Origin of the sequence: Mesorhizobium sp. M0184 (genome assembly GCF_040322215.1) — a bacterium.
Lineage (GTDB): Bacteria > Pseudomonadota > Alphaproteobacteria > Rhizobiales > Rhizobiaceae > Mesorhizobium.
Genome location: NZ_JAMYSZ010000008.1, coordinates 40,571 through 59,385, shown reverse-complemented (window position 1 = coordinate 59,385; position 18,815 = coordinate 40,571). Strand labels below are relative to the sequence as shown.

Genomic DNA, 18,815 nt, shown 5'->3' with positions numbered 1-18,815 from the left:
GTCAGGTATCAATGCATGCCGCTCAGAAGTGCGCCATGAACCAAGTTCAAATGGTCGGCCTGACCGTGCCGTGATCGACGGTCAGGAATTGCGCGCGTCCCTTGAGGCTGTCAAACAACGCGGCATCGGTCCCGGTCATGAAGGCCTGGCAGTTTAGTTCCTCCAGGATCGAGAACAAGGCCGCCCGTCGACCGCCGTCGAGATGGGCGGCGATCTCGTCGAGCAGCAGGATCGGTGTCATGCCCGACATCTCGCCGGTTAGCCGCGCATGCGACAAGACAATGCCGACCAGCAGCGCCTTCTGCTCGCCGGTCGAACAGAGCTCGGCCGGCATCGCCTTGGGCCGGTGGCGCACCACGAGGTCGGAACGGTGCGGGCCGTCGAGCGTGCGTCCGGCGTTGCGGTCGCGGTCGCGCCCCTGGGCAAGCGCACGACGGAACCGTTCCTCTACGTCGACGGCCGGCAAGATACCGAGTTCGCCTTCCAGTTCGCCAGAGATGCCGATGTCGGCTTGCGGAAACGGTCCGTCGCCGGGCAGCCGGTCGATCATGGCGGCGAGCAGGCGCACCAGTTCGGCACGCGCCGCGGCAATCGCCACGCCGGTCTCGGCCATTTGCATCTCGATCGCATCGAACCAGGCACCGTCGCGTGAACCGTCGGCGAGCAGTCTGTTGCGGCCGCGCATTGCCTTTTCGTAGTCAAGCGCGCGCTGGCCGTGGCCAGGATCGATCGCCAGCACCAGCCGGTCTAGGAAGCGCCGGCGGTCGGCGGCCGGCCCGGGGAACAGGCCGTCCATGGCCGGTGTCAGCCAGACCACGCGCAGCCATTCCAGCATGTCTTCGGCTGAGCGTGCCGTCGCGCCGTTGATCCGCACCCGCCGGCCGGCTTCGCCGTCGCTGCCCGATATTCCGGTACCGATCTCGACCTGCCCTTCCGGCCCGTCAAGCCGGGCATGCAGCGCAAAGCCACCGTCGCCGCCTTCGCGCGCCACCTCGGAATAGGGTGCGCGGCGCAGGCCGCGGCCCGGCGTGAGCAGCGAGATCGCTTCAAGCAGATTGGTCTTGCCGGCGCCATTGTCGCCGGAGAAAACCACAGCGCCGGGATCAAGGTCGATTGCCAACGCCGCATAGTTGCGGAAATTCGTAAGTGTGAGCTTACTTATGTACGTCTGCTGCGGTTTTGCAGATCTGGTCACGACAGCAAGATGGCCCCGTTCGGGCCCTACACCCGCATCGGCATCAGCACGTAGAGCGCGGTCTCGTCGGCCATGTCGTGGATCAGCGTCGGGGAACCGGCATCCGCCAGCATGAACTTCGCCTCCGTGCCGGTCAGTTGCGCGGCAACGTCGAGCAGGTATTTGGCGTTGAAGCCGATTTCGATCGGATCGGACGAATAGTCGGCCGCCAGTTCCTCGGTGGCACTGCCCGAATCCGGGTTGTTGACCGCAAGCGTGACCTGCCCTTCGGCGATCGAAAGCTTCACCGCCCGGCCGCGTTCGGACGAAATGGTCGAAACGCGATCGACGGCAGCGGCGAAACTCTGGCGATCGATAATCAGCTTCTTGTCGTTGCCGGTCGGAATGACGCGCTGGTAGTCCGGGAAAGTGCCGTCGATCAGCTTGGAGGTCAAGATAACGCTGCCGATGGTGAAACGGATCTTGGTGTCGGACAACTCGGTGGTGACTGCAACATCGGGATCGTCGACCAGCTTTTGCAGCTCGCTGACCGTCTTTCGCGGGATTATGACGCCAGGCATGCCCTCAGAGCCTGCCGGCGCATCGATCTCGGCGCGCGCCAGCCGGTGGCCGTCGGTCGCGACAGAGCGCAGCTTCAGCTTGCCGCCGGCCTCGTGCGTGTGCAGATAAATGCCGTTCAGATAATAGCGCGTCTCCTCGGTCGAGATGGCGAACTGGGTCTTTTCGATGAGGCCCTTTAGTCCGACGGAATCGAGCCGGAAAATATGCGAGAACGACCCGGCTGAAAGCTCGGGAAAGTCGGACTGCGGCAGGCATTGCAGGCGGAAGCTCGAGCGCCCCGACGTCACCGTCATGGCGTTGCCGTCTTCGTCGGTCTTCAGCGCCACCTCCGCGCCGTCGGCAAGCTTGCGCACGATGTCGTAGAGCAGATGTGCCGGGACCGTCGTCGCCCCGCCACGTTCGACCTTTGCCGGCGTTGCTTCGGTCACCTCCAGGTCGAGGTCGGTCGCCTTCATTTCAAGGCTGGCCCCCTCGGCGCTGAGCAGCACGTTCGACAGGATCGGAATGGTATTGCGCCGCTCGACCACGCGGTGAACATGGTTGAGCGACTTCAGGAGATTTGACCGTTCCAGGATAACACGCATGACGAAACAGGCTCGCTTGAATGAATGAACGGGTCTCCGGCAAGCGGCGCCCCGCGAAAGGTCTGAACAGGCTCAGAATCTGAGTAAACTGACAGGAAAAACCCGGCAAACGCAAGCCCGCGCCACCGGTTCGGACCGGCTGCACGGGCTTTCTGGGGATAAAAAGGCCGGAGTCCGCGAGCAGGCGTTTTTCGGGCCGTCAGGCCTGGTCGTTGATCAGCCTTCTCAGCAATTCGAGTTCCTGCGCCAGTGTGTTGTCGGCACCGGAAAGATCCTCGATCTTGCGCACCGCATGCAGCACGGTCGTATGGTCACGACCGCCGAACCGCCGCCCGATCTCCGGCAGCGAGCGCGGCGTCATCACCTTCGACAGATACATGGCGACCTGCCGTGGCTTGACGATGGTGCGTGTGCGCCGGTTGGACAGAAGTTCGGTCTTCGACACGTTGTAGTGGCGCGCGACGATGCGCTGGATGTCCTCGATACGCACCCGCTTGGGTTCGCCCGAACGATAGATGTGGCCAAGGATCTCGTCGATGCGGTCGATGGTGATCTGCGGTTCGAAGGATTGGCGAAACAAAAGCTGGTTGAAGGCACCTTCGAGCTCGCGTCCGCTGCCGGTCACCGTGCGGGCGACGTGGTTGAGGATCTCTTCGGAAATATCGAGCGACGCATCGTCGAGCTTGGCGGTGGCAAGCCTGAGCTTGAGCATACCGATACGCATGGCGAAATCCGGGGCTGACATTTCCAGCGCGACGCCGCCGTTGAGGCGCGAGCGGACGCGTGGCTCCAGCGACTCCAATTCCGACGGCGGCCGGTCGGCTGCGACCACCACTTGCTTGGCGCTGTCGAGCAGCATGTTGATCAAATGGCAGAATTCGTGCTGGATCGACTTGCCCTGCAGGAACTGCATGTCGTCGATGATGAGGAGGTCGATGTCGCGCAGCTGTTCTTTCAGCGTCAGTGCGTTGTTGTCGCGGATCGCGGTGGCGAACCGCCACATGAAATACTCAGCCGTCAGATAGACGACCCGCGATTTCGGATTCTGCTTCAGCGATTCTGCGGCGATCGCCTGCAACAGGTGCGTCTTGCCCAGCCCGACCGTCGCGTGAAGAAAGAGCGGATTGAAACGCACCGCGCTCGACTGCGATTCCGCGACCGCCTTGGCGGCGGCAAAAGCCACTCGGTTCGATGGTCCTTCGATGAAGGAGGTGAAAGTATAGCGTGGATCGAGTGGCGAACCGAGAACATTGTGCCGGAACTCGGTTTCTGCCGGCATCCCCGGGCGGGGTACCGGGACCCGTTCGACCCTGCTGGGGCTCGCCGTGCCCGCAGAGAGCGCGGTTTGCGTCTGCCTGGTCATCTTGCGCGCCGGGGCCACTTCTGGCTCGACGCTGTTGCGGCCCTGCCGTGTGGCGGTGCGAACCACGATCTCGATCTTGAGGATCTCCGGATCCTCGTGCTTCCACAACTCGGTGATGAGATCGAGATAGTGGCCGTTGATCCATGAACGCAGGAATGCGGTTGGCACTGAGATGCGGACAATGCCCTTAGAGGATTCAGCGACCTTCATGCGCCCGAACCAGCTCGAATAGACCTCGGTTCCCAGACGCGCCTTCAACTGGGCCTTGACCCGATCGAACTTCTGTTCAGCTTCATTGGAAGCCGCCATGTCGTTCCTTCCGATTAACGTTCCAGGAAATGGGAGGTCGCCTGTAAGCTCCCTTTCGATGCCGCCGCTCTGCATGATCGAGTTCCTTGTCTCTTGTACCTGTTTTCCGCCGGGGATGCGCCTCCTGCATCCATGTTTCCGGCGACCGTGTCTTCGCTGCGACACCATCGCCGCCGCCGGCTGATGAATCGCCTCGTTGTCGGTCCGGCGCCGAAGAGCCGATCCGCTTTGGTCATGTCAGGGCAACAAAATGCCGTCCGGCGAAAAACCGCCGGCGCACCGTGGACCTGCCATGTACAATTACGCCAGTCCCCTACCGTATCGAAAAGACAAACCAACCCCGTCCGCGGAGTTGAATCCGCGGTGTAAACTCTGCCAATTTGAGCTGGCCGGTTTCAGGCTGGTCAAGGGCCAAGGGCCCGTCCCTTCGATGGACAGACATTACCGAAATCGCTGTGGATAGGGCAAGGCCACCCCTAACGGATTTTTAAGGAATCTGACTAGCAAGGGACGTTTCGAACGCCATGCTGCAACAGTTGATTTTGACAAAGCCATTGTGATTCAAACCCTTTTCCGGCGAATATGAAAAAGGCCACACAACGCGAAATTTTCTGAAATAATTCACTTGACAGCCAATTGTCGCCTATCGGCCGCAGCTGATGTGAACAAGCTGTGGATCACCATCGGTAAGCTTCTGAAAAGAAACGATAATCTGTGACGCTCGGAAATTTTCGTATTGGCGGTTTCGGAGGCTCCGAATATGAGCGGGCATGTATATGCCGGCAAAGCATTTCGAACGTTGAAATGCTCGCGGAGCGCCATTTTGCGGGCTTTCTTTTAAGTACTTGCCGGCAAACGAAAAAACCCGGCGCGATTGGCCGGGTTTGAAGAAGCGCAGTTCAGGAATGGATATATCAGGCTGACAGCACCTTGACCCGTTGGGCCAACCGCGACACCTTGCGCGATGCCGTGTTCTTGTGCACCACGCCCTTGGTCGCGGCGCGCATCAATTCCGGCTCGGCCACCTTGAAGGCAGCCTGTGCGGCCGCCTTGTCGCCAGCCGCGAGCGCCTCTTCGACCTGGCGGATGTAGGTCCGGACGCGGGAGCGGCGGTTCTTGTTGATCGCTGCGCGACGGGCGATCTTGCGCGTTGCCTTTTTGGCCGAGGAGGTATTGGCCATGGTGCCTCTCTTCTGATCTGGTGGGCGCTTGCGGGATACCGCAGGGCGCAAAAAACAAACGGGCAGCCACAGGGCCGCCTCGATTGGTGCGGCTTATAGTTCAGCTTTTCCGGCGCGTCAACGCTGCAGCGCTTTCTTTTTGACCGGCGCCTTCGTCATCTCATCGGTTCGTGAAATTCGGCTTCCGCTTGCCGGTGAAGGCCGCCATGCCTTCCTTCTGGTCATCCAGCGCAAACAGCGAATGAAACAGCCGGCGCTCGAACCGCAGACCCTCGGTGAGCGTCGTCTCATAGGCGCGGTTGACGGCCTCCTTTGCCATCATCACCGACGGCAAGGAAAAACCAGCGATCTTGGACGCTGCCTTAAGCGCTTCCTCGATCAACTCGCCGGCTGGCACTACGCGCGAGACAAGGCCGGAACGCTCGGCCTCGGCTGCGTCCATCATTCGACCCGTCAGGCACATATCCATCGCCTTCGACTTGCCGACAAAGCGGGTCAGGCGCTGCGATCCGCCCATGCCGGGCATGACGCCCAGCGTGATCTCGGGTTGGCCAAACTTGGCGGTGTCGGCGGCGATGATGAAGTCGCACATCATCGCCAGTTCGCAGCCGCCCCCCAGCGCATAGCCCGCCACCGCCGCGATGATCGGCTTTCGTGCCCGCGTAAATTCTTCCCAGCCGACGAAGAAATCCTGCAGATAGGCATCCACATAGGAGATGGACTGCATTTCCTTGATATCGGCACCTGCCGCGAAAGCCTTTTCCGAACCAGTGATGACCATGGCGCCGATATCGGCATTGGCGCCCATGCTATTCACCGACGCGACCAGTTCCGCCAGCACTTGTGAATTCAGCGCGTTGAGCGCCTGCGGCCGGTTCAGCGTAATCAGCCCGACCTTGCCGCGGGTTTCGACGATGATGGTTTCATAGCCCATGCTTTGCTCCTCCTCGCTTCTGGTTCAAGCCTGACAGGCCCGGCAGTGGAAAGTCGAACGACCGCTTTGCACGATACGCTCGATGTGGCCGCCACAACCAGGCTTGGAGCAGGCTTCCCCCTCGCGATCGTAAACCGCGAAGGAATGCTGGAAGTAGCCCAGCGATCCATCGGTCTGCATATAATCGCGCAACGACGAGCCGCCGGCGGCGATCGCATCGGCGACGACCGAGCGGATTGCTTCGGCCAGGCGTTCGCTCTGCTCTTTGGCTTTCTTGCCGGCTCTCGCGAGGGTGCCCGCTTCGCGCAGCGGCGACAGGCCGGCCCGCCAAAGCGCTTCCGAGACGTAGATATTGCCTAGCCCGGCAATCAGCCTCTGGTCCAGAAGTGCCGCTTTCAGCGGTGACTTGCGACCTTTCAGCAACGAAGCGAGCAGCGCGCCGTCCAGTGCGTTGCCTGTAGGCTCGACGCCTAATCCCGCCAGCATCGGATGCATGTCGGGCTCGCCTTCCGAAAACAGCATGAACCCGAAGCGGCGCGGGTCGTTGAAGATCACGCGAGAGCGGACGCCGGCAGGGGATGCGATGTCGAAGACGACGTGATCGTGAGCATTGTTTTTCGAACGTTCGTGGTGGAACGCGCCGGGCGTTGCGCTCTCGTCGGCCGTTTCGATGCGAAACGAACCCGACATGCCGAGATGGCAGATCAGAACCGGGCCGTTGTCCATGTGCATTGTCAGATATTTGGCACGGCGGCCGAGCGCGGCAATCGTCTTGCCGGTCAGCCGCTCCGAAAATCTCTCGGGGAACGGAAACCGCAAATCCGGCCGGCGTGCCTCGACACCGACAATGCGGGCACCTTCAAGGGCCGGCTGCAGACCGCGCCTGACTGTCTCTACCTCCGGCAGCTCAGGCATGGCCACCTATCGTGGCATGGAAGGAGGTGCCGTGACGGCCGCGCGCCAGCCCGAGATGTTCGGCCACGGTTTCGCCGATGTCGGCAAATGTTGTCCTCAGTCCGATGTCTGCGCCTTTGAAACCCGGCCGTGTCCCGATAATCGGAATACGCTCGCGCGTGTGGTCGGTGCCGCGCCACGTCGGATCGTTGCCGTGATCGGCGGTCAAAATGAGCAGATCGCCTGGCCTCAGCCGTGCGAATGCCTCGGGCAGGCGCCGGTCGAAAGCTTCGAGTGCGGCGGCATACCCCGCAACGTCGCGCCGATGCCCGAACTCGGTGTCGAAGTCGACAAAGTTCGCGAAGACGAGGTCGCCGTCGCGGGCGTCTTCCATGGCACCAAGCGTTTTGTCGAACATCGCCATGTTGCCGGCAGCCTTGCGGACTTCCGAGATCCCCCGATGGGCGAAAATGTCGCCGATCTTGCCGATCGCGATAACCCGGCTGCCGCGCGCCGTCAGCCGGTCGAGCAGCGTCGGTTCCGGCGGCGGTACGGCATAGTCGCGACGATTATGCGTTCGCTCGAACGTGGCGGCGGTTTCACCGATAAACGGCCGCGCGATGACGCGGCCGATATTCAGCGGATCGACGAGCCTGCGCACCACTTTGCAGAACTCGTAAAGCCGTTCCAGGCCGAAATGAACCTCATGCGCGGCGATCTGCAGGACGGAGTCGATCGAGGTGTAGCAGATCGGCTTGCCGGTGCGGATATGGTCTTCGCCGAACCGTTCGATAATCTCGGTGCCCGGAGCATGGCAATTGCCGAGGATGCCAGGCACCTTCCCTTCACGCACCATTGCTTCGGTCAACTCGGCCGGAAAGGCGGGAATCTTGTCTGGGAAGTAACCCCAGTCGAAACGGACCGGCAGGCCGGCTATTTCCCAATGGCCCGATGGCGTGTCCTTGCCGCTCGAAACCTCTTGGGCCGCGCCGTGAAAGGCGGCGCTAAGCGGGGCACTGCCATTCTCAAACCTGAAACCCGTCGCCGTTGCCGCGGCCTGGCCGAGACCGAGCGCGAGCATGTTTGGTACAAGAAGGGGTCCGGCACGCAGGCCTTCGCGGTCGGCGCGGCCTTCTGCGCAGGCCCGCGCGATGTGTGCGAACGTATTGGAGCCGGTGTCGCCATAACGTTCGGCATCGGCCGCGCCGCCGATGCCGAAGGAGTCGAGGACAAAAAGGAAGGCGCGTGCCATCGAAAGGTTCATCATTGCCTGTGTGTTGGCTCAGACATAGGGTTCCGCGCCGCCATTGGCAATTCGGAAACCCAAACAGCACGGCTTGGCGTGCTGGTCCCGGAGAGACGAATCGCGGCATGGTCGATCTGCGGATGGAAATGCGCGGCGCGGAGCTCGCATGAGGCTTGCCCTGACAGCATTCGCCGCCGTACTGGCTTTGCTGCTGGATGCGTCTTGCACAAACCTGGCGCGAGCCGATTGGCGCGATGTTATCGGAACGTTCCGTATCGGTATCGTCGCCGAACCGTTGCCGGTCCGAGGGACTATGTGCTGGCTGCAGCCATCGTGCGTCTAGTCTCGGCCCGCGGTCGCAAGCAATAGCAACAGACCGGTTAGCGGGCTTCAGGCGTCAGCAATCGCTGCACGGAATGGTCGGGCTCCTGCGCGGCCGCAGATAATAAGTCTCCGCCATCGATATCGAATTGAAGACCGAGCTCAACCCGAACCGGCTTTGGCCGTCCGCCGACCAGGTGATGATTGGCTTGTAGGCGAGATCGCTTTCGACCCGAATGAGGAACGTGCCTTTGATCTTGAGCGCGCTCGGGACCGTTGTGGTGGAATCCTTGACCGCGTCGACGCTAGAGACGCCATCGACCAGTTTGCGCGACCACACGACCAGGACTTTCGGCGTCGTCTCGTTCGTCACCTGTATCGCCGTGATAATGATCTTCGGTTTCGAGCGGTTGTAGGGCTGGAGCGTGGAACTGCCGATCGCCATGATGGCATCGACATCGGCCGCCTTGACGGTCTGCTGCTGCGTGACGAGGTCCGCTACCATGCTGCCGATGCGGCTGACCTTCTTGCTGGTCTCGATGGCTTGCGAGGCCTCCATTGTCATAAAGTACATGATCAACAGAACAGGCACGATGAGGGCAAACTCGACAGCCGCAATACCGCGGCGGTCCGAGCAAAGCCGGACTGCTCTTGTACAAATCCCTGCGATGCCCAGCTGTGCCCCCGCACGAATCATGGCTTTGCCCTTTTCAAGCGACTACGTGGTTCAGTTGTCGAACGGCTCGTTCTGCCAAGTGATCGAAGCAAAATGCAGCGTTTTGCCGTCCTTCAGGTTGGCCATCGATTTGGCCATGAAGTCGGTCATCACCGGCCATTTGTAAAAAACACGCAGCATGTTTCTCGACTCCGCCAGGCCAGGTGCGACGGTGAAGGTCTGTGTGCTCAAGCCCTTGGTCAGCACGACGTCGCCATCCTGGATCTTGAAACCGGCCAGCGCCGCATCGGCGAAGGTCGGATATTCGCGCAAGTCCACCAGCAATCCGGGACAGGTCTTGGCGACCATGATCTCCAATTTGGTGCAGATCATATCCCGCAGCTTGGTGCCGGACACATCGGCCGGTCTTAGTTGGCCGGTACGCAGCTGGCGCGCGATGTCGTCGGTTGCGTTTGCCATCACTTCCTGTGCGGCAAAAGAAATGCAGCTCTCCAGGATGGCGAAGACAAGAAGCGCGAAAGGAATTGCAAGCATGGCGAATTCGATCGCCGTGCTTCCGCGGCGGTCGCCCAAAAACCGTCTTGGAGAACCTGCTCGTCCTGCCTTGCTCATGTCCTCTGCCCGCCGATGCCGCTTCTGTATCGGTCCCACCCTTAGTTGGAACCGATTGAAGTCCGGTTGGAATGACCGTTAAATTCAACGGGAAGGCCTTAACCCGGCGATAACCGAAGCACGTACTCGCCAAAGACGGAGACGTCGGCTACTAATGCGCGGCGCTCATTTCGGCTTCAGAGGCCTTCTCGGCATCGCTCTTATACGAGCTTTCGCAATATGGCGCGCAGGACATGGTCTGTACTTCGGAACGCCGATAGATGCGCACCGACGACGCTGCCTGGCGTACGACGGTTATTTGCTCATCGACGATCGGGTTGCCCTCCTGGTCGAGGACGACGAGATTGGTGACGCCAAATCCCTTGCCGGTCAGTACGATCGTCGATGCGTCCTGCACGGAGGCGTCGGCGATCGCCGGATTGCCGACGACAATCGTATCGGCGGCGCGCGACAATTTGATGATCTTTGCCTGGTTCATCGTCACCTCGATGCCAGCGCCGGCCTTGGCTGGAAAGGCGAAAGCCGCTGCGGCAAAAAGCACGGCAACTGGAAATGATGATCTCGGCCCGGCCATTGAGGCGCCCCCTGGCAAACTGTTCAACAGAACATGAACGAGATTGGTGAACCAACCGTTAAGCGGCTGGAGTTCAGGATCAAGCCGGAACCGGCATTGGGCCTAGCCGGCACGGCTGGAACGTCTTTGCCGAATTGCGCCTTTCAGCCGGTGGCCTGGCGGCGGGTATTTTAGTTCTGGGTTAACCACGCAATGTCGTCGAAGCGGGAAAGGAATCGGTAAGCCTGTTTATTAAGCCGATTGAAACAGCTTCTCCTTAGATTCGCAGTATCCGATCAGCCACCAAGAGAAGTTGACGGAAGTGCTGTAACAATTGGAGTAGGAGCTCGAATGTCTAACCTCATCGCACGTTTTGTGAAGGACGAATCCGGCGCGACCGCTATCGAATACGGTCTGATCGCCGCTCTTATCGCACTCGCCATCATGGTCGGCGCCGGCCAGCTCGGCAACTCGCTGAACGCCAAGTTCACCGCCATCTCCACCAAGGTGAACGGTAGCTGACCGTAACGGGTTCGGTTGTTCTGAAATAAGGGCCGCCGCACTGGCGGCCCTTATTTAGTCCTGGTATGATTTGAAACTTAGGCCTCATCAGTCGTTAATCGAATAGGATTAGGTTGGGGCCAGATGCAATTGGGTCATAGGCGCGCCGATGCTTGAAGCCGTGATCTTCGTCGTGTTTCCGTACTGCATGCTTTTTGCCGCGATCTCCGACATGCTTTCGATGACGATCGCCAATCGCGTGCCGGTGTTGCTTGTGGTTGTCTTCGCCTTGGTTGCGCCTTTGACCGGTATGGACTGGGCCACCTATGGCTGGCATTTCGCCGCCGCCGGCCTGGTTCTCGCGGTGACGTTCGGCCTGTTCGCGCTGGGCGGCATGGGCGGCGGCGACGCCAAGCTTCTGGCTGCCACTGCCATGTGGATGGGACTGAACATCCATCTCATCGAATACCTCGTCGCCTCGACATTCATCGGCGGCCTGCTGACGCTAGCCATCCTCGCCTATCGAAAATCGCCGCTTTCCGCCGTCACAAGCCACAATCCGTTCCTGCGCCATTTCGCCGATGAGGCGACCGGCGTTCCGTACGGCATCGCGCTTGGCATTGGCGGTCTGCTCACCTATTCCGACTCGCCATTGATGGCCTGGGCACTTACCAGGCTGGCGGGCTGAATTTCACTTTACGCGGTTGGCGCCGAGCAGGCGAGTTGGCCACGTTTTCCTTCGGGCCGGGCTTGTCGGTCCAATTTATATAAACGTTAAATTAATCACGATCGTAAGTATAACATTAACCTTGTTTTGACGATTGCCGCTGCAAAGTCCCGCTTGGCTACGTGGTTTGCCAAGGCGAGGTTCGGACAGATGCCAGCATCCCGATTGATTATTCTGAGCGTGGCGATAGCCGCGGCCGGTGGTGCAGGCTATGTCGCGAAGAACATGGTCGTGGCTCCGCCGCCTCCGGTTGTCGATTCCGGTCCTCAGGCGCCGGCGATCGCGCTGCAGGATGTGCTTGTCCTTTCCGGCGACGTTCCGATGGGCAGTCCGCTTGAAAACAACATTTCCTGGGAGTCATGGCCGTCCGCAGGCATCAACGCAAATTTCATCACCCGCGCCGCCGAGCCTGAAGCTCTGGACAAGCTGAAGGGCGCCGTCGCTCGCGTGGCGCTCTACGCCGGCGAGCCGCTGCGGCGCTCGAAGCTGATCGGTGAAGGGCAAAGCTTCATGTCGTCGATCCTGCCCTCCGGCATGCGGGCCGTTGCCACAAGCATCTCGGCCGACACCTCGGCCGGTGGCTTTATTCTTCCCAACGATTTCGTCGACGTCATCATGACCCGCAGAGCCGATCCCGCCAATGGCGGTGGTCCGGGCTTCACGACCGAAACTATCCTGAAGAACATTCGCGTCCTGGCGATCGACCAGACCATTCAGGAGGACGAGGAAGGTAAGAAGACCAGGGTTGGCCAGACCGCCACCCTGGAACTGACGCCGCAGCAGTCCGAGATCATCACCGTCGCACAGCAGATGGCGGATCGCCTGACATTGGCGCTGCGCTCGATCAAGGACAGTCAGGACAAGAATGTGGGCGAAGCCGATTACCTGGTTTCCGGCAATGGCCGGCGCGGAACCGTGCGGTTGATCAAATCGGGCGAAGTTTCCGAAGTGGGGGCGAGGAAATGAGGCTTAAAACCAAACTGCCGGTCACCCTGGCTGCGGCGATCGGCCTGTTCATCCTTGGAACGAATGCATACGGCATACTGGACGCCAGTGCGGCGAACAATGCCAGGGTCACAGCCTCGACCGCCACCCAGCGAGTGAAGCTCGGACTGAACAAATCGGTGGTCATCGACCTGCCGAGCGATGCCTACGACATTCTCGTCGCCAACCCCGCTGTAGCCGACGCGGTGACCCGCACCGCCAGGCGCATCTATCTGTTTGGAAAGGCGGTCGGCGAGACCAATATCTTCGTCTTTGGCCCGAATGGCGAGCAGATCGTCAGCCTTGACCTAGCGGTCGAACGTGACGTCGCCGGGCTGGAGGATTATATCAAGCGCTTCATCCCGTCATCGGAGGTCAAGGTCGAGTTGCTGAACGACAACGTCGTTCTGACCGGAACCGTGGACACTCCTCTGGACGCCAAGCGCGCGGCCGATCTGGCAACCATTTTCGTGTCCGGCGGCGAGGCAACCACGGGTCAATATTCGCAGACCGCTGCCGGCGGTTCGGCTGAAGCCGGCGTCGCCATCGATAACCCGGATGCCGAGCGCCGCGTCAGCAAGATCGTCAACCTGCTGCAGATCATCGGCGACGACCAGGTGACGCTGAAGGTGACGGTCGCGGAAGTCAGCCGCTCGGTGATGAAGCAGCTCGGCGTCAACATGGTCGGCAACGGCAGCAGCAACGGCATCAGCTGGGGCGCGGTAAGCGACAATTTCACTGGTTTGGGCAAGTCGCTGTCGAACTCGGGCCTCTCTATCGGGAGCTCGACGCTGCAGGCCTACATCAATGCCATGGAACAGTCCGGTGTCATGAAAACCCTCGCCGAACCAACATTGACGGCCGTATCCGGCGAGAAGGCGACCTTCAAGGTTGGCGGCGAATACAACATGGTGACCAGCGTTTCCCAAGCCGTATCAAACGATAACCAGACCGGTCTGAAGACGTATTCGGTCGAGAAGATCGAATACGGCATTGGCCTGGAATTCCAGCCGGTGGTGCTGTCTCCCGGCCGTATCAGCCTGAAAGTCAGAACCTCGGTTTCCGAGCCGACAACGGAGGGGTCTGTGTCTTTGTCCGAAGGCGTAACAAGCCCGGGCATGAATGCCCTGTCGCTCCGCAAGCGCTTGGCCGACACAACAGTGGAACTGCCTTCGGGCGGCTCGATGATGATTGCCGGCCTTGTCCGCGATGATCTCAGGCAAGCCGTCAACGGCTTGCCCGGTCTGACAAAGATTCCAGTGCTTGGCGCGCTGTTCCGCAGCAGGGATTTCGTTCGCAACGAGACCGAGCTCGTCATCATCATTACGCCCTATCTGGTGAAGCCGGTGGCGCGCAACGATCTTGCCAAGCCGGATGACAATTTCAACGCCGCCAGCGATGGCGCCGGCATTTTCCTTGGCCGCGTCAACCGTGTCTACGGCACCATGCAGACCGACAAGCCCAACGGCCGTTACCACGGCGTTGTCGGCTTTATCTACAAGTAAGCGGGGAAGCGGTCATGTCTAAGGCAACATCGAAGGCACCGGCGATCACCGCGACGCGGTCAGTCCATTCGCGAATCTGGCGGCCGGCCGTTCCCATTATGGCGATCGCGGCGGCGGCATTGCTGGCCGGCTGCGCCAATCGCGACAGCGTCACGGTGGGTGCCATACCGGACGATTATCGCACCACCCATCCGATCGTCATAGCCGAGAAGATACAGAAGATCGACCTTCCGGTCGGCGCCGGCGACCGTGGCATGACCAGATCCCAGCGTGACACGCTCCTGGGCTTCCTGGACGGATACGACAGGAGCGCGGCTCCGGTGCTGACGATCGAGATTCCGAGCGGCTCAGCCAACGAAATCGCAGCGGCCGTGGCCGGCCGCGATTTCGCCAGGCTGGCCATAGCCAGCGGCATCAGCCGGAAGCGGATCGCCATGCGGTCCTATCAGTCTGTTTCGGCCGAAGCGTCCGCACCGGTCCGTGTTGCCTACGTCTCGGTGAAGGCTCAGACGGATAAATGCGGGCGCTGGCCCGAAGACCTGCTGCAGACTTCGGAAAACAAGCACTATGCCGATTTCGGCTGTTCGTATCAGAACAACCTGGCTGCCCAGATGGCCAATCCGTCCGATCTGATCGGGCCACGCAAGCCGACCCCGATCGACGCGGAAAATCGCGGCGCGGTGATCGACGTCTATCGTGACAGAGGTATTTCGGACGAATTCCTCGGCAATTCGGAAGTCGAATATTAACGAGTGTTGAGGCTCAACAAACCCTAGGCCGCGCAAGTCACGGAAAGTGATGACAATGAGCAATCTTGCCTATGACACAGAGGTACCGGGCGGCGAAACCTCGGAGCAGGATATTGCCGCGATGCAGGCGTTGCGGCCGATCCCGCGCATTTCGATCCAGGCATTTTGCGAGACCGAAGGCGTAGCCAATCCGGTCGAGCGCGCCGGCGAGGATCGCCGCATGGCCAAGGCCCATCTGAAGGTGCATATGGGGGGCATCCCCACCGCTATCGAATTCTATCAGTCGGCGCCGACACCGAACCTGATCCTGCTTGAATCGCGCAGCGAGCCGAAGCTATTGCTGGAACAACTCGCCCAGCTCTCCGAGCATTGTGACCCGACCTCCAAGGTGGTGGTTGTCGGCCACTACAACGATGTCGGCCTGTACCGCGAACTCATCCGTTCGGGCATTTCCGAGTATGTCATCGCGCCCGTGTCGATGGCCGACATCGTCAGCGTGGTGTCTTCGATCTTCGTTGATCCGGAAGCTGAGCCGATCGGCCGCTCGATTGCCTTCATCGGCGCCAAAGGCGGCGTCGGCTCCTCGACCATAGCCCATAATGTGGCCTGGGCCATGTCGTCCCTTTTCAAATCCGAAGTGGTTGTCGCCGATCTCGATCTCGCCTTCGGAACGGCCAATATCAATTTCGACCAGGATCCGGCGCAAGGCATTGCCGAGGCAGTCTTCTCGCCGGAACGCGTCGACGAGGTCTATCTCGACCGGCTGCTCGCCCAATGCGCCGAGCACCTGTCGCTGCTTGCGGCCCCTTCGACCCTGGAGCGGGTCTACGATTTCGATCCCGACGCCTTCACCCAGCTTATCGACATAGCCCAGCGTAGCGCGCCGCTCCTCGTGCTCGATGTTCCCCACGTGTGGGCCGGCTGGACCAAGAACACGCTGGTCAAGTCCGACGAGATCGTCATCACGGCGACGCCCGAACTGGCCAATCTGCGCAACACGAAGAACCTGGTCGACATGCTGAAGCGGCTTCGTCCGAACGATCCCGCGCCAAAGCTTGTGATCAACCAGGCCGGTGTGCCGAAACGTCCTGAGATTACGCCGTCCGACTTCTCCGAATCGCTCGGCCTTTCGCCGATGTCGGTCATCCCGTTCGAGCCGCTTTTGTTCGGAAATGCTGCCAACAACGGACGTATGCTCGGTGAGATGGATGCCAAGAATCCGGTTGTCGCCACGATCAACGAGATCGCCCATGTGCTGACAGGGCGCAGCGAAATCAAGGTGAAGAAAAAGGCTGGCCTCGGCAATCTGATCGGCAAGCTTTCGCGCAACAAGAAGTGATGCCTCAGCGGTGGAATTGGTAAGCGATCATGTTTGGTAAAAGAGGCAGCGACGACGGCAACCGGACCATTCCGGAATTCCGTCAGCCAGCACCCGCACCTGCTGCGCCGGCGGCCGCGAACCCTGTGGAAGCGGCTGTAACTGCCAGGTCGGCGGCGCTGCCGCCATCCGGCGCGCCTGCCGCGCCGGCGGTTCGCCGTGCGGTCGAGCCGCCGCCATTGGCCCCGGAGCCGAAAAGTATCCAGCGCCAAAAGAGCGAAACCTACTACGACACCAAAAGCCAGGTCTTCGCCGCACTCATCGATACGATAGATCTGTCGCAGCTCGCCAAACTCGATCCCGAAAGCGCGCGCGAGGAAATCCGCGACATTGTCAACGACATCATCGCGATCAAGAATTTCGCGATGTCCATCGCCGAGCAGGAAGAGCTTCTCGAGGATATCTGCAACGACGTTTTGGGCTACGGGCCGCTGGAGCCACTGCTTGCCCGCGACGATATTGCCGACATCATGGTCAATGGCTCCAAGAACGTCTACATCGAAGTCAACGGCAAGGTCGAGCAGACCGGCATCCGTTTCCGCGACAACCAGCAGCTCCTCAACATCTGCCAGCGTATCGTCAGCCAGGTTGGCCGCCGCGTCGATGAATCAAGCCCGATCTGCGATGCGCGTCTTCCTGATGGCTCCCGTGTCAACGTCATCGCACCGCCCCTGGCTATCGACGGCACCGCACTTACCATCCGCAAGTTCAAGAAGGACAAGCTGACGCTCGACCAGCTGGTCAAGTTCGGCTCGATTTCTCCGCAAGGGGCCGAGATTCTCAAGATCATCGGGCGTGTCCGCTGCAACATTGTCATCTCGGGCGGTACCGGCTCAGGCAAGACGACGCTGCTCAATTGCCTGACCAACTATATCGACCGCGAAGAACGCGTCATCACCTGCGAGGACTCAGCTGAGCTGCAATTGCAGCAGCCGCATGTGGTGCGTCTCGAAACCCGTCCGCCCAACCTTGAAGGCGAGGGCGAAGTGACCATGCGCGACCTGGTCAAGAACTGTCTGCGCATGCGCCCCGAACGTATTATCGTCGGCGAAGTGCGCGGACCCGAAGTGTTCGACCTGCTGCAGGCGATGAACACCGGCCATGACGGCTCGATGGGAACGATCCACTCGAACAGCCCGCGCGAATGCCTCAACCGTATAGAGTCGATGATCGCCATGGGCGGCTACACGCTGCCGCAAAAAACCGTGCGCGAAATCGTCGTCGGCTCCGTCGACGTGATCATACAGGCTGCACGCCTGCGCGACGGATCGCGGCGTATCACCCACATCACCGAGGTGATCGGCATGGAAGGCGACGTCATCATCACCCAGGACATCGTTCTCTATAACATCAAGGGCGAGGACGCGAACGGCAGGCTGCTGGGCGAGCACGTGTCGACTGGCATCGGCCGTCCGCATTTCTGGGAGCGCGCCCGCTACTACGGTGAGGAGCAGCGCCTCGCGGTTGCGCTCGAGGCGATGGAGAAACGCGCTGATTGATCCGTCTGGAAGCGTGGGGGCCAGGGTCGATGTTCGGAATTGACGGCACCGTATTGGCATTCGTCGTGCTCGCCGGCTTCAGCGCCGGCGCTGTGGCCTATGCTTTCCTGTTCAACCGGATCAGCACCGAGAAGCAGGTCGGCAAGCGGCTTGAATCGATCAAGACCGCCGAGACGGATCGTTCCGTCGTCAAGGCGTCGCGCGATCGCGTGGCGGAAGCGGCCAAGCGTCGCAAGTCCGTCCAGGATTCGCTGAAGGATCTCGATCAAAAGCAAAAGTCCAATCAGAGCCTGGTCAAGAAACCACCGCTGAAGATCCAAATCCGTCAGGCCGGCATGAAGATCTCGCTTGAGCGCTTCTATGTCTACTCGGCGGTCTGCGGCGTCGTCTTGACGGCTCTTGTCTATTTCATCGGCGCACCGTTGCTGGTCTTGCCGGCTGCGCTGCTGGTCGGCGTCTTGGGTCTGCCCCGCTGGTTCGTCTCGTTTCGCCGCGCGCACCGCGTCAAGGCGTTCCTCAACGAATTTCCGAACGCGCTCGATATCATCGTGCGTGCGGTAAAATCCGGCCTGCCGCTGAACGACGCCGTGCGCCTGATCGCCAACGAATCCCCCGAGCCGGTCAAGACCGAGTTCCGCCGCATCGTCGATTCGCAGCAAATGGGTTTGTCGATCCCCGACGCGGCCATGCGCATGCCAGAAACGATGCCGTGCGCCGAGGCGAGCTTCTTCGGCATCGTCATCCAGATCCAGTCTCAGGCCGGCGGCAATCTTTCCGAAGCGCTGGGCAATCTTTCGCGCGTGCTTCGCGACCGCAAGAAAATGAAAGCCAAGGTCCAGGCATTGTCCATGGAAGCCAAGGCATCCGCCGTGATCATCGGCGCGTTGCCTTTCGTCGTCGCCTTTCTCGTCTATTTGACGAGCCCGAACTACATCATGCCCCTCTTCATCACCAGCACCGGCCATCTGATCCTCGGTTGTTCCGGCATCTGGATGTCGATGGGCGTCCTGGTAATGCGCAAGATGATGAATTTCGAAGTCTAG

The 18,815-nt window shown here is 60.6% G+C and carries 18 protein-coding genes and 1 pseudogene; 9 read left to right on the top strand and 10 right to left on the bottom strand.

Annotated elements, in window-relative coordinates:
- Window positions 1-46: 46 nt before the first annotated feature.
- The 7 genes from recF to NKJ23_RS12235 all read right to left on the bottom strand — a co-directional run bounded on the left by recF (window position 47) and on the right by NKJ23_RS12235 (window position 8,273).
- Window positions 47-1,195, bottom strand: a complete 1,149-nt coding sequence (recF, locus tag NKJ23_RS12265) for a DNA replication/repair protein RecF (RefSeq protein WP_352680476.1) — start codon at window positions 1,193-1,195, stop codon at window positions 47-49.
- A gap of 26 nt (window positions 1,196-1,221) precedes the next feature.
- Window positions 1,222-2,340 (bottom strand): DNA polymerase III subunit beta, encoded by a 1,119-nt coding sequence (dnaN, locus tag NKJ23_RS12260; protein WP_023676920.1) that lies wholly within the window; start codon window positions 2,338-2,340, stop codon window positions 1,222-1,224.
- A 199-nt stretch (window positions 2,341-2,539) separates the two neighbouring features.
- Window positions 2,540-4,012: a chromosomal replication initiator protein DnaA gene (gene dnaA, locus NKJ23_RS12255; RefSeq protein WP_023676921.1), complete on the bottom strand. Its 1,473-nt coding sequence runs from the start codon at window positions 4,010-4,012 to the stop codon at window positions 2,540-2,542.
- A 914-nt stretch (window positions 4,013-4,926) separates the two neighbouring features.
- Window positions 4,927-5,193: a 30S ribosomal protein S20 gene (gene rpsT / locus NKJ23_RS12250; RefSeq protein ID WP_023676922.1), complete on the bottom strand. Its 267-nt coding sequence runs from the start codon at window positions 5,191-5,193 to the stop codon at window positions 4,927-4,929.
- 160 nt (window positions 5,194-5,353) lie between these two features.
- Window positions 5,354-6,127 carry an enoyl-CoA hydratase gene (locus NKJ23_RS12245; protein WP_023676923.1) on the bottom strand — a complete coding sequence of 258 codons (774 nt, stop codon included), beginning with the start codon at window positions 6,125-6,127 and terminating at the stop codon, window positions 5,354-5,356.
- A gap of 24 nt (window positions 6,128-6,151) precedes the next feature.
- Window positions 6,152-7,042 (bottom strand): bifunctional DNA-formamidopyrimidine glycosylase/DNA-(apurinic or apyrimidinic site) lyase, encoded by an 891-nt coding sequence (gene mutM, locus NKJ23_RS12240; RefSeq protein WP_023676924.1) that lies wholly within the window; start codon window positions 7,040-7,042, stop codon window positions 6,152-6,154.
- Window positions 7,035-8,273, bottom strand: coding sequence for a phosphopentomutase (locus NKJ23_RS12235; protein WP_352680475.1), 1,239 nt, complete (start codon window positions 8,271-8,273; stop codon window positions 7,035-7,037). Before NKJ23_RS12235 ends, mutM begins: the two co-directional genes overlap by 8 nt.
- A 160-nt stretch (window positions 8,274-8,433) precedes the next feature.
- On the opposite strand from NKJ23_RS12235, the pseudogene NKJ23_RS34660 reads away from it, so the two are divergent.
- A pseudogene (locus NKJ23_RS34660) lies at window positions 8,434-8,562 on the top strand (phosphate/phosphite/phosphonate ABC transporter substrate-binding protein); the annotation flags it as partial.
- Between the two features lie 102 nt (window positions 8,563-8,664).
- Here the strand turns inward: NKJ23_RS34660 and NKJ23_RS12230 are convergent.
- The 3 genes from NKJ23_RS12230 to NKJ23_RS12220 form a co-directional block, all read right to left on the bottom strand.
- Window positions 8,665-9,285, bottom strand: coding sequence for a TadE/TadG family type IV pilus assembly protein (locus NKJ23_RS12230; protein WP_023676926.1), 621 nt, complete (start codon window positions 9,283-9,285; stop codon window positions 8,665-8,667).
- Window positions 9,286-9,315: 30 nt separating this feature from the next.
- Window positions 9,316-9,876: a TadE/TadG family type IV pilus assembly protein gene (locus NKJ23_RS12225; RefSeq protein ID WP_352680474.1), complete on the bottom strand. Its 561-nt coding sequence runs from the start codon at window positions 9,874-9,876 to the stop codon at window positions 9,316-9,318.
- Window positions 9,877-10,027: 151 nt separating this feature from the next.
- Window positions 10,028-10,450, bottom strand: coding sequence for a pilus assembly protein N-terminal domain-containing protein (locus tag NKJ23_RS12220; protein ID WP_352448617.1), 423 nt, complete (start codon window positions 10,448-10,450; stop codon window positions 10,028-10,030).
- Window positions 10,451-10,780: 330 nt separating this feature from the next.
- Here NKJ23_RS12220 and NKJ23_RS12215 point away from each other — a divergent pair, with 330 nt between their 5' ends.
- The 8 genes from NKJ23_RS12215 to NKJ23_RS12180 all read left to right on the top strand — a co-directional run bounded on the left by NKJ23_RS12215 (window position 10,781) and on the right by NKJ23_RS12180 (window position 18,815).
- Window positions 10,781-10,951 carry a Flp family type IVb pilin gene (locus NKJ23_RS12215; RefSeq protein WP_023676929.1) on the top strand — a complete coding sequence of 57 codons (171 nt, stop codon included), beginning with the start codon at window positions 10,781-10,783 and terminating at the stop codon, window positions 10,949-10,951.
- Window positions 10,952-11,099: 148 nt separating this feature from the next.
- Entirely contained in the window at window positions 11,100-11,618 is a 519-nt protein-coding gene (locus NKJ23_RS12210) for an A24 family peptidase (protein WP_352680473.1), read from the top strand.
- A gap of 189 nt (window positions 11,619-11,807) precedes the next feature.
- Window positions 11,808-12,623, top strand: coding sequence for a Flp pilus assembly protein CpaB (gene cpaB, locus NKJ23_RS12205; protein ID WP_023676931.1), 816 nt, complete (start codon window positions 11,808-11,810; stop codon window positions 12,621-12,623).
- Window positions 12,620-14,146, top strand: coding sequence for a type II and III secretion system protein family protein (locus NKJ23_RS12200; RefSeq protein ID WP_352680472.1), 1,527 nt, complete (start codon window positions 12,620-12,622; stop codon window positions 14,144-14,146). Before cpaB ends, NKJ23_RS12200 begins: the two co-directional genes overlap by 4 nt.
- 14 nt (window positions 14,147-14,160) lie before the next feature.
- Window positions 14,161-14,895: a CpaD family pilus assembly protein gene (locus tag NKJ23_RS12195; RefSeq protein ID WP_352680471.1), complete on the top strand. Its 735-nt coding sequence runs from the start codon at window positions 14,161-14,163 to the stop codon at window positions 14,893-14,895.
- Between the two features lie 55 nt (window positions 14,896-14,950).
- Window positions 14,951-16,234: a CpaE/TadZ family protein gene (locus tag NKJ23_RS12190; protein ID WP_352680470.1), complete on the top strand. Its 1,284-nt coding sequence runs from the start codon at window positions 14,951-14,953 to the stop codon at window positions 16,232-16,234.
- Window positions 16,235-16,263: 29 nt separating this feature from the next.
- On the top strand, window positions 16,264-17,772 hold the full coding sequence (locus NKJ23_RS12185; protein ID WP_352455132.1) for a TadA family conjugal transfer-associated ATPase: 1,509 nt from the start codon (window positions 16,264-16,266) through the stop codon (window positions 17,770-17,772).
- 29 nt (window positions 17,773-17,801) lie between these two features.
- On the top strand, window positions 17,802-18,815 hold the full coding sequence (locus tag NKJ23_RS12180) for a type II secretion system F family protein (protein ID WP_352680469.1): 1,014 nt from the start codon (window positions 17,802-17,804) through the stop codon (window positions 18,813-18,815).

Coding starts and splice junctions, on each gene's coding strand:
- dnaN (WP_023676920.1), bottom strand. CDS start 2,340: ATGCGTGTTATCCTGGAACGGTCAAATCTCCTGAAGTCGCTCAACCAT.
- dnaA (WP_023676921.1), bottom strand. CDS start 4,012: ATGGCGGCTTCCAATGAAGCTGAACAGAAGTTCGATCGGGTCAAGGCC.
- rpsT (WP_023676922.1), bottom strand. CDS start 5,193: ATGGCCAATACCTCCTCGGCCAAAAAGGCAACGCGCAAGATCGCCCGT.
- NKJ23_RS12245 (WP_023676923.1), bottom strand. CDS start 6,127: ATGGGCTATGAAACCATCATCGTCGAAACCCGCGGCAAGGTCGGGCTG.
- mutM (WP_023676924.1), bottom strand. CDS start 7,042: ATGCCTGAGCTGCCGGAGGTAGAGACAGTCAGGCGCGGTCTGCAGCCG.
- NKJ23_RS12235 (WP_352680475.1), bottom strand. CDS start 8,273: ATGGCACGCGCCTTCCTTTTTGTCCTCGACTCCTTCGGCATCGGCGGC.
- NKJ23_RS12230 (WP_023676926.1), bottom strand. CDS start 9,285: ATGATTCGTGCGGGGGCACAGCTGGGCATCGCAGGGATTTGTACAAGA.
- NKJ23_RS12225 (WP_352680474.1), bottom strand. CDS start 9,876: ATGAGCAAGGCAGGACGAGCAGGTTCTCCAAGACGGTTTTTGGGCGAC.
- NKJ23_RS12220 (WP_352448617.1), bottom strand. CDS start 10,450: ATGGCCGGGCCGAGATCATCATTTCCAGTTGCCGTGCTTTTTGCCGCA.
- NKJ23_RS12215 (WP_023676929.1), top strand. CDS start 10,781: ATGTCTAACCTCATCGCACGTTTTGTGAAGGACGAATCCGGCGCGACC.
- NKJ23_RS12210 (WP_352680473.1), top strand. CDS start 11,100: ATGCTTGAAGCCGTGATCTTCGTCGTGTTTCCGTACTGCATGCTTTTT.
- cpaB (WP_023676931.1), top strand. CDS start 11,808: ATGCCAGCATCCCGATTGATTATTCTGAGCGTGGCGATAGCCGCGGCC.
- NKJ23_RS12200 (WP_352680472.1), top strand. CDS start 12,620: ATGAGGCTTAAAACCAAACTGCCGGTCACCCTGGCTGCGGCGATCGGC.
- NKJ23_RS12195 (WP_352680471.1), top strand. CDS start 14,161: ATGTCTAAGGCAACATCGAAGGCACCGGCGATCACCGCGACGCGGTCA.
- NKJ23_RS12190 (WP_352680470.1), top strand. CDS start 14,951: ATGAGCAATCTTGCCTATGACACAGAGGTACCGGGCGGCGAAACCTCG.
- NKJ23_RS12185 (WP_352455132.1), top strand. CDS start 16,264: ATGTTTGGTAAAAGAGGCAGCGACGACGGCAACCGGACCATTCCGGAA.
- NKJ23_RS12180 (WP_352680469.1), top strand. CDS start 17,802: ATGTTCGGAATTGACGGCACCGTATTGGCATTCGTCGTGCTCGCCGGC.